General features: G+C 59.2%; 14 protein-coding genes. 3 read left to right on the top strand and 11 right to left on the bottom strand.

Features of this window, described 5'->3' with window-relative positions:
• Window positions 1–2: 2 nt before the first annotated feature.
• The 3 genes from KVQ74_RS13485 to galE all read right to left on the bottom strand — a co-directional run bounded on the left by KVQ74_RS13485 (window position 3) and on the right by galE (window position 2689).
• Window positions 3–1118, bottom strand: coding sequence for a polysaccharide biosynthesis/export family protein (locus KVQ74_RS13485; protein WP_217831585.1), 1116 nt, complete (start codon window positions 1116–1118; stop codon window positions 3–5).
• Between the two features lie 90 nt (window positions 1119–1208).
• Window positions 1209–1445, bottom strand: coding sequence for a hypothetical protein (locus KVQ74_RS13480; protein WP_217831584.1), 237 nt, complete (start codon window positions 1443–1445; stop codon window positions 1209–1211).
• Between the two features lie 227 nt (window positions 1446–1672).
• Window positions 1673–2689 (bottom strand): UDP-glucose 4-epimerase GalE, encoded by a 1017-nt coding sequence (gene galE / locus KVQ74_RS13475; protein WP_217831583.1) that lies wholly within the window; start codon window positions 2687–2689, stop codon window positions 1673–1675.
• 394 nt (window positions 2690–3083) lie between these two features.
• On the opposite strand from galE, the gene galU reads away from it, so the two are divergent.
• Both galU and KVQ74_RS13465 read left to right on the top strand, forming a co-directional pair.
• The gene (gene galU / locus KVQ74_RS13470; RefSeq protein WP_217831582.1) at window positions 3084–3914 is read left to right on the top strand and encodes a UTP--glucose-1-phosphate uridylyltransferase GalU; all 831 of its coding nucleotides are present in this window, start codon (window positions 3084–3086) and stop codon (window positions 3912–3914) included.
• A gap of 53 nt (window positions 3915–3967) precedes the next feature.
• A complete protein-coding gene (locus tag KVQ74_RS13465; RefSeq protein ID WP_217831581.1) occupies window positions 3968–4384 on the top strand; it encodes a phosphohexomutase domain-containing protein in 417 nt (138 codons plus the stop codon).
• A gap of 4 nt (window positions 4385–4388) precedes the next feature.
• Here the strand turns inward: KVQ74_RS13465 and KVQ74_RS13460 are convergent, their stop codons facing one another.
• From KVQ74_RS13460 to KVQ74_RS13425, 8 genes are read right to left on the bottom strand one after another with little or no spacing between them, the layout of a single operon-like run.
• Window positions 4389–5549 (bottom strand): SGNH/GDSL hydrolase family protein, encoded by a 1161-nt coding sequence (locus KVQ74_RS13460; protein WP_217831580.1) that lies wholly within the window; start codon window positions 5547–5549, stop codon window positions 4389–4391.
• Window positions 5550–5576: 27 nt separating this feature from the next.
• On the bottom strand, window positions 5577–6614 hold the full coding sequence (locus KVQ74_RS13455) for an acyltransferase family protein (RefSeq protein ID WP_217831579.1): 1038 nt from the start codon (window positions 6612–6614) through the stop codon (window positions 5577–5579).
• 12 nt (window positions 6615–6626) lie between these two features.
• The gene (locus KVQ74_RS13450) at window positions 6627–7730 is read right to left on the bottom strand and encodes a hypothetical protein (RefSeq protein WP_217831578.1); all 1104 of its coding nucleotides are present in this window, start codon (window positions 7728–7730) and stop codon (window positions 6627–6629) included.
• Window positions 7721–8950 (bottom strand): MATE family efflux transporter, encoded by a 1230-nt coding sequence (locus KVQ74_RS13445; RefSeq protein ID WP_217831577.1) that lies wholly within the window; start codon window positions 8948–8950, stop codon window positions 7721–7723. Before KVQ74_RS13445 ends, KVQ74_RS13450 begins: the two co-directional genes overlap by 10 nt.
• A complete protein-coding gene (locus tag KVQ74_RS13440; RefSeq protein WP_217831576.1) occupies window positions 8947–10059 on the bottom strand; it encodes a polysaccharide pyruvyl transferase family protein in 1113 nt (370 codons plus the stop codon). Before KVQ74_RS13440 ends, KVQ74_RS13445 begins: the two co-directional genes overlap by 4 nt.
• A gap of 14 nt (window positions 10060–10073) precedes the next feature.
• Window positions 10074–11156, bottom strand: a complete 1083-nt coding sequence (locus tag KVQ74_RS13435; protein ID WP_217831575.1) for a glycosyltransferase — start codon at window positions 11154–11156, stop codon at window positions 10074–10076.
• Between the two features lie 41 nt (window positions 11157–11197).
• Window positions 11198–13423 carry a polysaccharide biosynthesis tyrosine autokinase gene (locus KVQ74_RS13430; protein ID WP_217831574.1) on the bottom strand — a complete coding sequence of 742 codons (2226 nt, stop codon included), beginning with the start codon at window positions 13421–13423 and terminating at the stop codon, window positions 11198–11200.
• Between the two features lie 39 nt (window positions 13424–13462).
• Window positions 13463–13903, bottom strand: a complete 441-nt coding sequence (locus KVQ74_RS13425; RefSeq protein ID WP_217831573.1) for a low molecular weight protein-tyrosine-phosphatase — start codon at window positions 13901–13903, stop codon at window positions 13463–13465.
• Window positions 13904–14193: 290 nt separating this feature from the next.
• Between KVQ74_RS13425 and KVQ74_RS13420 the strand changes: the two genes are divergently transcribed.
• On the top strand, window positions 14194–15138 hold the full coding sequence (locus tag KVQ74_RS13420; protein ID WP_217831572.1) for a glycosyl hydrolase family 5: 945 nt from the start codon (window positions 14194–14196) through the stop codon (window positions 15136–15138).
• The last annotated feature ends 136 nt before the right edge of the window (window positions 15139–15274 follow it).

The following is a 15274-nucleotide window of genomic DNA, read 5'->3' as shown; positions in this document are numbered from 1 at the left end:
CCTTATTTGCTGTTGTTACTGAATTCGCTCCAGTTCTTCGCAGCGGAAGCACCGGTCCCGACAATCGATGCCGACGGCACCAGTTGACTGATGAGGCGGTTCCAGCGAGTCACGTTGGCAGGTCCGACATACACCACGTCCTGGGGACGCACTTCGAAGTGGGTGGCCAGGACCATGGCGGTCGGCGATTCGGCTTCCAGTTGATAGACCTTCGCCGGTTCGACATCGAGATTCTCAACGCCCCGGATCACGTACACAGCGTTGCCGTTGGCGGTGGTCTGGCTCAATCCGCCGACCGACCCGAGGACATCGGAGAGGTTCATGGTCGCGGTCTTGAAGCTCAGCGCGCGGGGCTGATTGACCTCGCCCATGACGTAAATGCGCTTGTTGTCGTTGTACGGCAGATACAGCTGATCGCCACCCTTGAGGTAGACGTTCTGCAACTCGGAATCCTGCTGATTGAGGGTATCGAGATTGAGCGGGTACACCCGTCCGTTGCGCGTCAGCAGCAGGCCGGACAAGTCGGCATTGTTGGTATCGATGCCGGCCGAACCAAGGGCCTCGACCACGCTCAGCGGGTTGGTGGAAATGGCTTGCGGGCCGGCCTTCGCCACAGCGCCGGTGACCACGACTTTCTGGCTGGCGAAACGCAACACGGCGACATCCACCTGCGGCTCGGCGATGAACGCCGACAGACGCTGTTCGATGTCCGAGCGCAGTTGCTGGATGGTCCGGCCGGCGGCCTGGACTTCCTTGATGAACGGGTAGTACAGCGTGCCATCGGAGCGCACCAGACGGCCGTTGGCATCGATCTGCTGTTGCGCGCCCGACGGCGCCGTCAGCTCGGGGTGATCCCAGACGGTGATGTACAACACGTCGTTCCTGCCGATGCGGTACTCGGCGGGCGTCTCCAGCAACTCGGCGGGCACCGACTCACGCTTGGCGGTGGCGCGGTTCATGGAGATCAGCTTGGGGGTGATCGGGATCAGCTCGACCCGGCTGCTTTCACTGGCGCCCTGGCGGGTGATGCTACTGGTGCTCAGGTACTGGCCGGGGGAAAACATGCAACCTTGCAAAGCGATACTTGCCAACATTAAAAGATAAAAACTACGAGTCATAATGGCACTACGCTATTCAAGGGCGAATCCAAAAACAAAGTCACCCGACTTTCGTCGGGCGACCTTGTACTGCACCAACAGTTGTTTCAGTTAGTTGTGCGTGCCGGTTGTGCCAGTAGTACCTGTCGTACCGGTGGTACCGCCGTTGGCACTTCCACCACTGTTGGACGCCGCTACGGCACTGGCGACCATTGCAGTACTGGCTGCGGGCGCCGACGAGGCCGCCACACTTCCCACTACATTGGTCACCGCTGTAAGCGGCGCTTCAGCTGCGGATGCCCAGTTGCTCAACATCGTCAACAGAGCAATCGCCATCACTTTTTTCATATCAACTCCTTTCTAACATCCGACTTATAACATCGGGTCTTCCGTTAGAGGTGGTAGAGTTCAAGTCGCAAAAAACGCGACAAGATCCGCTATTCATTAACAGCACTACCTGCCTGTTAATGTCCAACGGCGGGTTTATATCTACGGACTTGTAAAAGTCATTGCCAGCGTATTTTCCCGACGATATCTAACAACCTGACTGAAACTAACATCGGGCCAAAATGACATCACTCGAGATAGCCCCGGGGATGGTTCGATTGCCAGCGCCAGGTGTCTGTCATCATTTGCTGCAGATTGCGCGTGGCCTTCCAGCCCAGCTCTTTTTCGGCCTTGGAAGCGTCGGCCCAGCTCTCGGCGATATCCCCCGAACGGCGCGGCATTAGCCGATACGGCACCGGTTGCCCGCACGCCTGTTCGAACGCCCGCAGCACTTGCATCACGCTGTAGCCATCGCCGGTGCCGAGGTTCCAGGTATGAATGCCGGTGCGGCCAACAATGGACTGCAACGCCTTCAGATGCCCGTCAGCGAGGTCGACAACGTGGATGTAATCGCGCACGCCGGTGCCGTCGACCGTGGGGTAATCGTTGCCAAAGATCGACAGCTCCTGAAGGCTACCGACCGCTACCTGACTGATGTAGGGCACCAGATTATTCGGGATACCGCTGGGGTCCTCGCCCATGTGGCCGCTGTCGTGGGCACCGATCGGGTTGAAGTAACGCAACAGCGCGATGCTCCAGCGCGGCTCGGCCTTGCCCAGGTCACGCAGGACGTTTTCGACGATCAGCTTGGATTGCCCGTAAGGATTGGTCGGAGTGCCCGTCGGGAAATCCTCGCTGATCGGCATCTGCGCCGGCTCGCCGTAGACCGTGGCCGATGAACTGAACACCAGACGGAACACCCCCGCCGCCGCCATCGCCTGGCACAGCGCGATGCTGCCGCCGACGTTGGTTTCGTAGTATTCGAGCGGCTTTCGCACGCTCTCGCCGACGGCCTTGAGCCCGGCGAAATGCAGCACCGCGTCAATCGCGTGCTCTTCGAAGATCCGGTCCAGCAGCGCCCGGTCACACACGTCGCCGCGAATCATCAGCGCACTTTTGCCGCAAATGGCTTCCACGGCGTGCAGGGCCGCATCGCTGCTGTTGCAAAGATTATCCAGAACAACGACTTCATAGCCTGCTTCAAGCAGCGCAAGTGTGGTGTGCGAGCCGATATATCCGGCTCCACCCGTTACCAGAATCTTCATAGCGCGGTCCATGGTGGGTAAAAGTGCCAACTAACGTGTCAAGCCCCACTTATTGAATATGTGTCGTGACGCACACAAACAGGCTCGACAACAACTCAAAACAAAAACAGTTCAACCACTGGCAATAAATATTTTTGCAGGCCAAACTGTATTGCCTGGTACTTATTAGCACTCGAAACGCACTCACCACTATCGACAGATACCGACTAAAAATAACTAACAAGTATCCAGCCGACATCTAATAACATTGACCCGCCCCGCACTAATTACTAATTGCCACTGGCTATCCGACTCGGGTATTAAAGTAAACCTTCAATAATCATTGAAACTTGCAACCATTCGCTATTTGCGCGCGGCCGCTGGCTGCGTTCCATGAATGTCCCAGGATACTTTTATGATTCGTAAATGTTTGTTCCCCGCTGCCGGCTACGGCACGCGTTTCTTGCCGGCCACCAAAGCCATGCCCAAAGAAATGCTGCCGATCGTCAACAAGCCGCTGATCGAATACGCCGTTGAAGAAGCACGGGACGCCGGCCTGCAACACATGGCGATCGTGACCGGGCGGGGCAAACGCGCGCTGGAAGACCACTTCGACATCAGCTACGAACTCGAACACCAGATCCGTGGCACCGCGAAGGAAGAATTCCTCGCCGGCACCCGCGAGCTGATCGATACCTGCACCTTTTCCTACACCCGCCAGGTGGAAATGAAAGGCCTGGGCCACGCGATCCTCAGTGGCCGCCCGCTGATCGGCGAAGAACCGTTCGCCGTGGTGCTGGCCGATGACCTGTGCCTGAACCTTGCCGGTGACGGCGTGCTCACGCAGATGATCCAGCTCTACAAGAAGCACCGCTGCTCGATCGTCGCCATCCAGGAAGTGCCGCACGACCAGACCCACAAGTACGGCGTGATCGCTGGCGAACAGATTGCCGACGGCCTCTACCGGGTCAACAACATGGTGGAGAAACCTGCCCCGCAGGACGCTCCGTCGAACCTGGCGATCATCGGCCGCTACATCCTGACCCCGGATATTTTCGACCTGATCGCCGACACCGAGCCTGGCAAGGGCGGCGAGATCCAGATCACCGACGCCCTGATGAAACAGGCACGCAACGGTGGCGTGCTGGCCTACAAATTCGAAGGCCTGCGCTTCGATTGCGGCGGCGCCGAGGGTTACATCGAAGCCACCAATTTCTGCTACGAGAACCTGTACAAAGGGCGCTGAGTCGGCCCCGTCAGCCACCACCCCAGGCCCACTTTCCATTCAGGCAGGCAACCATGAACAGTGCACAACACGCGGCAAACCTTGAACCGGAGGTGGGCAACCTCGGGGTGATGAGCTGGCTGTCCCGGCATCAGCCACTGCCCAGCGCCAATGAATCCTGGCTGGGGCCGCTGCTGATGGTCGAACGCATCGGCATGTTCCCCTCGTCCGGGGACATTCGCCGCCCGCTGCCCGATCCCTACCCCCTGCTCGCCCACCTGAAACAGCTCTATGCCGAACAGGCGCTGGAGATCGATGACCGCGACGGCCTGAAAGTGATTTTCAGCGACTGGCGCTTCCGGGTGCGCATCTGCTGCAACGACCCGGCGATCATCATCAATGTGGAAACCCGCTGCGATCTGCAACTGATGCCGCTGCGCACGGCGCAGTTGCTGAGTCAACTGGATCGCTTCGAACAGGTTTTGCGCTAACGACTTAGCGCGTGGTTTCGCCACAGGTGTCCTGCGGCGAAACCGCGTTGTGGCCACCCACGATCAGCCGATGGAAGTAGTCGGCAATCACCTTTCCCCCCGTGTCCGGAAGCGGATGAATCCGGTCCGGACCGATCATCGGCATTGGCCCACCCAGGGCATAGCGTTTGACGTCGCTGCCGAAGGCGCATTGCAGATTGGCGTAGCCCAGATGTTCCTTGCGCGCCCAGGGTTGCAGCACTTGTGCATAAGCGGACATCGGATAGGCGCTGGCGCGTGACGTGTCCTGACGCAGGATCAGGTTGATGCTCGCCTGCGGTTGAATCTCGCGCACCATCCCCACCAGGCCCTGAATGTTCTTCAGGTATTGCTCGGGTTTGACGCCGAAGCCCTGATCGTTGCCGCCGAGCATGATCAGGTAGATGTCAGCAGGAATCTTCGCCACCGCCGCTTTCCACTGCGCCTGCCAGCGACCATCCGCGTGATAGAAGTCAGCGGACGCCGCACCGGAGGCCGCCAGTTTGGACACTCGCACGCCGCCCTGCTCGTTGCTCATCCACAGGCCGAACAATGTCGGCGAACCTTTCACCACTTCGAGCCTGAACGCCCAGTCCGCGACTGCCGATGCGCCCGACAGCGGTACTTCCTGAACGCCCTCGCCTGCCAGTTTCAGCGGTTGCCAGGCTTGCGCGGGCGCCCAGCGATAACGCAACTCGCTGTTTTCGCCGTTGCCCAGGTAAAGCAATTTGGCCTGGCTGACGGCGGTGTTGATCGCCGGGGTTGGATGGGCATCGACTTCCAGCCAGGCACCGGGGCGGCCCGTCACGGTACGACTGTCGGGGCTGGCCTGGCCGAGGCGGGAGACCTGCCAGTCGCCGCCAAAGTATTTCTCACTGGTTCGGGTGTACTTGAAATGAGTGCCGCCGAGCGCCGCGCCGTGATTGAAACCGATGTAGCCGGGGCCGGCGAAACCCGCCTCCCCGACCAGCCGCTGCACGAACCGGTTCAGATAGAAATCCTGGCCGGCGCTGTAGCTGTCGCCAATCACCGAGATCGACAGAACCTTCCCGGCCTTGCCCTCGCGCCACTGGGCAAAGCGCTCGCGTGCGTCGCCGACCTCGACCACCGACGCGGCAACCGGTTGAGCGTTATCGACAGCCACCATGGGGTATTTCCTTTATCCAGACAATCATCAGGCCTGCGCCACCGGAGCGACTTTCGCCGCAGGTTTTTTGACAGCGGCACGCTCCCCCAGAAACAGCACGGAGGTGAAGTTGAACCGACTGAAAAGCATCGACAGCAGCACCGGCCCCAACAAGCCCAGAGCCACGCCGCCGAGCACCAGAACCGCGTCTTCATGCACCCCCAGACGCCCCAGGACAAACCGCGAAGTGGCGGCAAACAACACATGGAACAGGAAAATCGCGTAGGAATAACCGCCGAGCCAGGTCAGCCACTTCGAGCGCATATCACTCGACAGCAGTGCGAAGCACGACACGCAGCCCACCGTCAGACCGACCAGACTGCGGCGATCGACGATCAGCTCGCGATCCTTCGCCGCCACATACAGCAGCGCCAGCGAAATCATCACGAACACCCACGGCCCGATCACCTTGAGGAAATGCCTCAGGGTGTCGACTTTCTCCTGGCCGATCATCCCCGCCACAAAGAACGGCAACAGATAGGTCGCGCCATTGATGCCAAACGCATCGACCTTGAACGGCGGCAGCAGGAACACCAGCGCTGCAAACGCAAACAGCAGGTACAAGCGCGTAGCCGAGCGCAGCAGGCCACGCCACTCCAGCAGGCCGACGAACATGAAAATGATGAACACTGCCTGCAAGAACCAGAAATGGTTGACCGGCACGTAGAACGACAACAACGCGTCGACCACACCGACATCCTTGTTCACGCCCGGCCCCACCGCCTGCAACACGGAAAACGGCACACCAACGCAAAACAGCGGCACGATCAGCCGCCGCACCTTGCCGGTGAAGAACGCCGAAAAGTCGTTGCCCCGGATTTTGTAGATGGAATAGATGTAGCCAGAAATGAAGGTGAACAGCGGCATGCGCACGTAGACCATGGAATCGGCGATCACCCGGAACGGCGAGCCCAGGTCTATTTTCAAGCCGCCGCCCAATGGGCCGATCACGTGATAAAGCACCAGCAACAGGCACGCCAGGCCGCGCAGGGTTTCGATCTCCAGCGACTTATTTTTGCTCGACATAAAGCACAAGCCTCAACTCAGGATTCTTGATTCAACCAACACCGGTTTGTTTGCCCGCAACATCAATCCCAACCCGACGAACAACACCGGCACCACCATGGAAAAGTGTCGGGCGAAGGAGCCGAAGTCCGGCTCGAACAGGCCCTGGACCAGCAGGAAAGACAAAGGAATCGCGATCAGTTCCTTGGCCTTGGTCTGGATCGGCACGCCTTTGTAGTTGGTCGAGGTAATGACTTTGAACAGCAGCAGCGAGGTCATGATCATCAACGCGACGAAGATCGCCTGACCCGGCCCGGACAGCAGGATCAGCTCCACGGGAAACGACAGCCGGAAGAAAATGATCATCGAGTCCAGCGCCTGCGAGACAAAGTCGCCGCCGCTGAGCCAGGACACGATCAACGACTTCGAGCCCTCCTCGCCCGCCGTGCGCAGCTCGTTGTTGCTCGCGCGGATCGATGACACCGAATAGCCCAGGGCCAACTGGATCGCCGTGGCGATCGCCAGGTAGAACAGGAACAGCATCAGGAAGAAGGTGAAGCGCGAGACGTATTTCTTCATCACGCAGACGCCGAACCAGGCCAGGGAAAACAGAATCCAGTACGGCCGGATCAAGATGCCGTAGATCGCGGCGGACAAGAAAAAGCCGCCACGATACTTGCGCGTATACGAGGCAAACAGAATCGACAGCACGGCCACCGAAACGATGATTTCCTTGGTCAGGTTCTCCAGGAAAAACGAGCGGACCACGCCCCACAGACACAGGGTAAAAAATATCGTCAGCGGCATGCGCCGGAAGATGAACACCGGGATCGTCGTCAGGAGGAAATTGCAGAACATCCCGTAGGCCCAGGCATTGGTCAGATTGATGCCGGTGGGCCGCAGCAGAAACGCCGAACACTCGTAGGACGAGCGATCCGGCGAGAACGGATTCCAGAAGTTGCAATTGTCGGCGCGGGCGTAGGACATCCACAGGGTCATGGCATCCGGGCCTGGGGCCCGGGGCACCAGCAACGGCATCGCCACCGACAGAAACAGGCCGCTGAAGAGGATCAGGAACGAAATCGACGAATCGAGTTTGCGGCCGCGAAACTCGATACGCGGCAGCTTCAACCCCATGCCAGCGCCCTTTTCGCCTGGGTGGTACGGGTCAGCACGGCAATCACCCCGAGCTGCACGATGATCGCGAACACGTTGCCCCACGCCGCGCCGTAGATCGAGTAGTGCTTGATCAGCACATAGCTGACCGGCACGGAAACCAGCAGGCAGATCGCGGCGCTCGCCAGCGACACCCGACTGTTTTTCGAGGCAATCAGGCCGCCCCAGACGATGTCGCCCATCGCGCGTAACGCGAAGGAGAAAATCAGCACGCCGAGAATCCCGTTATCCGGACGCGGAACGCTGGTGGCGACGTAATCGAGCACCACGTTGAAGAACAGATAAATCAGCACCGCCACCGCCACCGATACCAGCAGCGAGCGCATGACCCATTTGTTCACGAACAGTTGCCTGACCGTGAACGGTTGCTGCTCGGCCTGATAGCGCTTGGCGAGCAGCGGAATGCCCACCACCGCCACCACCGCATAGGACAACGCCTGCAAGGTATTGGCCGCCGACCAGGCGTACACGTATTTGCCCAGGCTGGCGTAGGGTTCCAGGTCGATGATCAGAAAGCGTTCGGCGTACTGACTCAAGGCGATCAGGCCGGTGCCCAGGTAAAACGGCAACCCGGCTTTCCAGACCGTGCCCGTAGTCAGTTCAGTCGCTGCCCGACCCTGATGGACGTTCGCCACAATCGCGTAACCGGCCACCATCACTATCACGTTGGCGGCAACCCACAACCACAGCACGCTGGCGATTCCAGACACCCAGCCGAGCATCATCCCGCCCACCGCCAGCAGCGCCCACAAACCGGTCTTGATGAAAAACAGCACCGCGCCCCACGTGGCTTTCTGCGCGGAAAACACGAGCGAGTTGATCTCGAAGGACAGGTGCTCGGTCAGCAGCACCAGCGTCACACAGGCAATCAGTGCGGTCGGCGCCTGGACGTCCTGAAACAGTGAATAAATCAGCACCGTCAGCACCGACAGCAGCAGCCCCACGGCCAGGTACAGCAGCAGCACCTTGTCGACCACCCGCCGCGAGCTGCCGCCAACGCTGATCAGCCGATTGATCTCGGAACTGAAGCCGACGCTGTAGAACTTCGACGCGATCAACGAAGCCGCGACCACCACGCCGTAAAACCCCAGCGCTTCATAGCCCAGGTAATGGGTGATGGCCAGCACCAGCAGAAACTTCGCGCCGAGTGCCCCGCCCCGCAGCAACAGCCGAAATATCATCGAACGATCCCTTTGATGATCTCGTCCATCATCACGGTCTTGGCTTCGATCTCGCGGCAGGTGTCGGTCAGGCGCTTGCCGAAACTGGCCAGGGCGTTCGGCGCATAAACCGTTTCAAGGATGGTGTCGACGTTGATGTCGCCGCCATTGATGACCCAGTCTTCCACGCCCATGTCCTGATAGGCGCCGAAGCCTTTGCGCTCATAGCTGATGTGGTACGCCGGAACACCGGACAGCAGCGATTCGATGGCACCGTGCAGGCGCACGGAAATCACCAGATCCGGCTGATACTTCGCCAGTGTCGCCTTCAACGGCAGCAGGTCTTCGGTGATCCCCAGTTCGCGATAGAACGCGCCGTCATCGTTGCCACGCACCGAACTCTGCACCGCGCAGACCACCTTGCTTTTGTTCTTCAAGCGCTGCAAAAGCACCTTCAGGTTGGCGACGTAGGCGAGCTTCTTTTCCTTGCTCCACGCTGGCGGCTTGCGCAGCACCACACACACGGTGGCCGGCGCCGATGCGCAGTGGGCGAACTTCGATTGCAGGAGGATTTTGCCGGCCAGGGCCTGCACCGCCAGATCGGGTGCGCGGTAGACATTTTCACAGGCATCGAACAGCGCCGACGAACGATTGTCGCGGACGAACACCGCATCGGCGCTGGCGTAGTGGCCGACAATCTTGCTGCTCTCGCCGTGGAACGGCCCGATGCTCTGCGGCAGGTACACCGACGGGACTTTGCTGAGAATCGCGGTTTCCAGTTGCTTGGCGTGGCCGAGTTTCAGCTTGATGTGTTCGAAGGCACTTTTGGAGCGCATGTAGCCGCCGCCGACGCCGACGATCAGGTCAGTGGTCTTCAACAGATCCGCGAGGCCCGCATAGGACTGATTGAGAAACACCGCTTCCTTGACCCGCCCCAGTCCCTTGGCCGCCATCACCGGTGCGTCGTAGCGCTTGTGCGGCAAATAGCTGAAGGATTGCGGATCGGATGCCACGACGTTGATCGACGTGTCGGCGCCGAAGTTGCGCTGCACCAGGGCAATCGCCAGATCCACGAGCAGACCGTCACCGGAGTTGGAGGCGCTGTAGCCATGCAAGATCGTTACGTTCATAAACTGAGTTCTTCTTAATAAGTGGGAGCGCAATACACGTCGTAGGTCTGGCGGATCATCAACGCGGCGCTGAAGCGCTCGCGGACGATGCGCCGGCTCTCGATTCCCAGGGCCTGCAATGCCGGTTTCTGGATTTTCATCAAACGGTCGGCCAGCGCCTGGTGGTCACCGGTCGGGAAGACGTAGCCGGACACACCGTGGCTGACCAGTTCGGGCAGCGACGTGCAATCACTGGCAATCACCGGCAGCCCCAACGCCATGCCCTCCAGAGGCACCATGGCAAAGCCTTCCCAACGGCTGGGAACGATCAGTGCGTCGGCCTTTTGGTACAGCGCCTGCACTTCACTCGGCGTGACCCACGGCAGGTACTCCACCGACTCCATCGGCGGGCACTCGACGCTGTCCTCGTTGACCGCACTGCCGACCACCGTCAGCTTCAAGTCGCTGCGCTGCACCTTGGCGTAAGCCTTGAGCAACACATCGAAGCCTTTCTGGTAATCGAGCCGGCCGACAAACAGCAGATGAATCGGCTCCGGATCGCTGGCCTTGGGCGTTTCATCCTTGGGGTGAATGCCGTTGTAGATCAAAGTCATGCGCTCGCGCTCGATGCAAAACGCCGCCGCTTTGTCCAGCTCGTACTGGCTGACGCAGATGATCGTGTCGGTGACCTTCTGCAACACCCGCTCGATCAGCGAATAGACTTTCTGCTTGGCCGGCGAACTCTCCATCAGGAACGAAAAGGCATGCGGGCAATAGACGATTTTCGGTTTGCGCCACGGTCGCAGCAGCACGCAGACGCACCGCCCGATCACCCCGGAAAAAGTGCTGTGCAAATGCACCACGTCGGGTTTTTCCTTGAGCATGATCTTGGTCAGTTGCCAGGCGAAGCGCAGCAGCGAAGGCACATTGCGCCCGTTGCGGGCGAAGGTGCGGATCTGCCGCTCATCAATGCCGTGCAGCTCTTGCTTCTGGTCGAGCGGCACCAGATAAACCAGCTCGTAGTTCGCCGTCTCGTTTTCGGGTGACGCCGAAATCGTGCGGATCACCGTCGCGACGCCACCTTTGATCGTTTCCGCCACGTGCAGTATTTTTTTCACAATCCACCCACTTCCCTGCCTGTAAGAACAATCGCTGACACTCAGGATTTGTCCGACGCGTATTCGTAGTTGTAATAGCCGTAGCCGCCGTTGCCGTAGTAGCTCGCCGCACGTTTCTCGACGCCGTTGAACACCGCGCCCTTCAACTCGATGCCGTTCTGGGCGAAGCGGCGGATGGTCAGTTCGATCTCCTTGGCCGGGTTCACCCCGAAGCGCGTGACGATCAGGCTGATCCCCGCCTCACGGCCGACGATCGCCGCATCGGTGACCGCCAGCAGTGGCGGCGTGTCGATGATCACCACGTCGTACATCTCACTGAGTTGTGCCAACAGGTCGCGGAAATTGGCGTGCATCAGCAGTTCCGAAGGGTTCGGCGGAACCTGACCTCGGCTGATGAAATGCAGGTTGTCGACCTCGATCTTGTTGATCGCCTGTTCGAGACTGCAGCGCTTGACCAGCAGATCCGACAGGCCATTGGCAATCGGCGTGTTCAAGGTTTTGTGCAAATGCCCCTTGCGCATGTCGGCATCGATCAGCACCACTCGCTGGCCGCTTTGCGCCATGACCGCCGCGAGATTGGAGGAAACGAAGGTCTTGCCGACCTGCGGGCTCGGACCGGAAATCATGATGCGGTTGTTGGTCGAATCCAGCCCGGCAAAGTGCAGACAGGTGCGCAGGCTGCGGATCGACTCGATCGACAGGTCCGTCGGGTTGCGCAGGGCCAGCAGGTAGGCCGGTGTGTCCGGGTTTTTCGCGCGGACTTTTTTCGTATCCTCTTCCTGCTGCAACGCGCTGTAGGGAATCGATGCGTACACCGGCAGACCCAGTTGCTCGATGGCTTCCGGGCCTTCCAGTCCGCGACTCAGGGATTTGCGCAGCAGCACCAGCGCCACGCCGAGGAACGCCCCCAGGAACGTGGCGATCAGCACGATGATCGCCTTGCGCGGCTTGACCGGGCTGGTCAGGTCGACATCCGCCGTGTCGATCAGGCGCACATTGCCGACCGCCCCGGCACGGACGATGTCCAGCTCCTGGGACTTGTTCAGCAGTTGCGTGTAGATCTGCGACGCGACTTCCACATCGCGGGTCAGGTTGAGCAATTCCTGCTGCGTGGCGGGCAGATCGCCGACTTTGCCTTCCAGCGACTTCTGCTGCTGGGTCAATTCACCGATCTGGGTCATCAGCGCGCGATACGCCGGATGTTGCCTGGTGAATTTGCGATCCATCTCCGCCTGCTGCATTTTCAGCTCGGACAGGCGGGTATCCAGACTGACGATCTGGCCCAGCACCGATTGGGTTTCCAGGGAGATGTTCACGGTCTTGCCGCGCGTCTGATAACCGTTGAGCGCCTCGCTGGCCTTGGCCAGATCACGCTTGACCTGGGGTAACTGGCCTTGCAGGAAATCCAGGCTCTTGGCCGCTTCGGCCGAGGTGCGCTGCACGTTCTGCTGCACATACAACGACGAAACCTTGTTGAGGATCTTCACCGCCAGCGGCGCGTCGGCACTGGCCAGGGCGAGGCGGATGATGCCCGACTCCTTGCCCTGCTCGGTGATTTCCAGCGCATCCTGATAATCCTGGATCGCCACGATCCGTGGGTTGCGCACCACTTCGAAACGGGTGCCGGGATTGGCCTCCAGTTGGCCGACCAGCCCCTCGACGCCGTCTTGCGCAAAAGCACTGCCGGCAACGCCTTCCACCAGCAGATTGTCGTTGTCGTCGAACAACTGGAATTGATGTTGCTCGCCAGCGATCAGCGTGAGCTTCTTGCCCAGCAGTTCCTTGGGCAGATTGAGCCGGGGAATGTCCAGCCGCTCACCACCCCAGGCATAGCGGCTCAGACCGAAACGCGCCGGTGCCACGCTGAACTCGCCGGTGCCGCGATAACGCCGGGCGAGAAACCCGCCAATCAGCGGAAACGTGTTGGGCGTGACCTCGATATCCAGGTGCAGGTCATCGACGGTTTTGCCGATCACCGCGCGAGACTTGATGATGCCGATTTCAGTCACCGACGGCGATTGTCCGCCGAGCATGCTGCTGAGATCGGAAAACCCGAGCATGTCGTTCTTTTTCGGTTCGACCTGGACCAAGGCGTTGGCCAGGTACACCGGCGTCGACAACACCGCAACGGCAACGCCGGTCATCATGAATGCGCCGGTAAGCGCGCCTATCAACCATTTCTGATCGATCAAAGAGCCGAATATACCGAGAAGATCAATATCGTCTCGTTCGTTGTCCCGGGTGCCGATTACTGACGGTAACTGCATAAGTCTGTTCTTACCATTCACTGATCTGAAGAATATTCATCAATGTCCGAGGCGCTGCGCCCATGAGCTGACAGCATCTTCAATCAATGCATGTGCATGAATAAAAGCGGCTTGGCCTTGACGATACGGATCCTGTATTTCTCGCTCGCTCTGCCACTTTCCGAGCAGAAACACTTTGCCCCGCGCATGCGAGGCAATCTTCAGTACTTGTTTTACATGCTCTTTTTCCATGACCAGAATCAGGTCCGATTCATTGACGATATCGGAGGTGATCTGCCGTGCCGTGAAGTCCGCAGCGCTGTGCCCGTGGTCTTCGAGCACCTGGCGCGCCGACGACTCCATGCCCTCGCCGACCCGTGCGGCAAGGCCTGCGGAGGACACTGTGATCGACGAGGTGGTCAGCGCATTACGCAGCAACAACTCTGCTGTCGGACTTCGGCAGATATTGCCAACGCAGACGACAAGGATCTTTTTGAACAAGGTTTACTTTCCCGTGTAATGTCAATCGGCCAATACCGCTCGTGGATTTAATGAACCCACAAGACCTTCCTGAACTCGGAAATAGATTCGCCCGGCCAATACGAGTGCATTAAGTACCATGACCCTAAAAGTCACCCAACCAGAATTACCGGACTAAAAATAACTGTGATTTTCGACTCGTGGTTTTCCGACAAAAAATAACATTCGTGCACTTAGCACCCTTGTCGTTATCGAAACTCCTGTAACGAGATAACTATTGGCTAGATGTCATTCTCATCAGGAGAGCAGACATGAAATCAGCACATCTCAAACGGCTCGGCGCCCTGACACTGTTATTACTGGGCGCGGCCAGTCAGGCCCAGGCCAGCGAACTGTTTCCGGCGCTGCCCAGCAAAACCATCGGTGTTCAGGTCAAGATCCAGAGTTTTTCTGCGGCCGACGCCGAGCAGATCAAGGCGGCCGGGTTCAGTTTCGTGCGCTTCGGCGTCTGGAGCGACAGCCTCGGCGGCAAGGCCTATCAGAAGCAGGTCAGCGATGCGTTTGTCGCGGCCAGATCCGCCGGGTTGCCGGTTCTGTTGACGGTTCGCGCCACCAAGCCGCTGAGCGGTGAACTGACCACGGCTGGCGAAACCTTTGCCAACGCGGTATCGGGACTGGAGCAAACCTACGGTTCGCAATTGGTAGCGATCGAAATCTGGAATGAGCCGGATCTGGACACCTACTGGCCCACCGGCAACTTCAAAACCACGTTCGTGCCGTTCATGACGGCCATGTGCAAGACGCTGCAAGGCAAACCACCTTCCACGCCCCTGATCGGCTTTGGTTTCGCCCGCCCGCCCAGTGCAGGCTCGGCCTCGACTGTGGCGCTGAACAGCATCCTCGGTACTTATCCGAAGTGCCTTAACGCCATTTCCTACCACCCCTATGGCATGACAGCCACGCAGATCAGCAACGCCCAGACTTTCATCCAGCAGAATTTCCAACTGCCGGGGGTCATCAGCGAGTGGGGGATCTCGGCGCTCACCTCCAATGGCGGGCCTGACGGGCAAGCCAGCAAGATCGCTGCATTCATCGCCGACGTGAAAAGACTGAAGATCCCGCTCACATCCATTTACGAATGGAAGAACAGCGATTCGGGCAAGGACGACCGGGAGAAGAACTTCGGCCTGCTGACCTCTGACGGTCAGCCGAAACCGGCACAAACCGCCGCCAGAACGCAGTTGAATAGCGAGTAAGCATCACGGTCACAGATCAGTTGCCTGGAACCTGTGGTCTGTTTTGACATCGTATGAATCGATACCACGCCCCGGCCATTCAAACAGCCGTTTTCAGGTTGTTGCCACCGGGGCGGTCGATACCCCTCGATGCCCT

This window comes from Pseudomonas botevensis (assembly GCF_019145475.1).
GTDB lineage: Bacteria > Pseudomonadota > Gammaproteobacteria > Pseudomonadales > Pseudomonadaceae > Aquipseudomonas > Aquipseudomonas botevensis.
The sequence above is the reverse complement of the archived record's forward strand: the minus strand, read 5'-3'. Positions and strand labels throughout refer to the sequence as shown.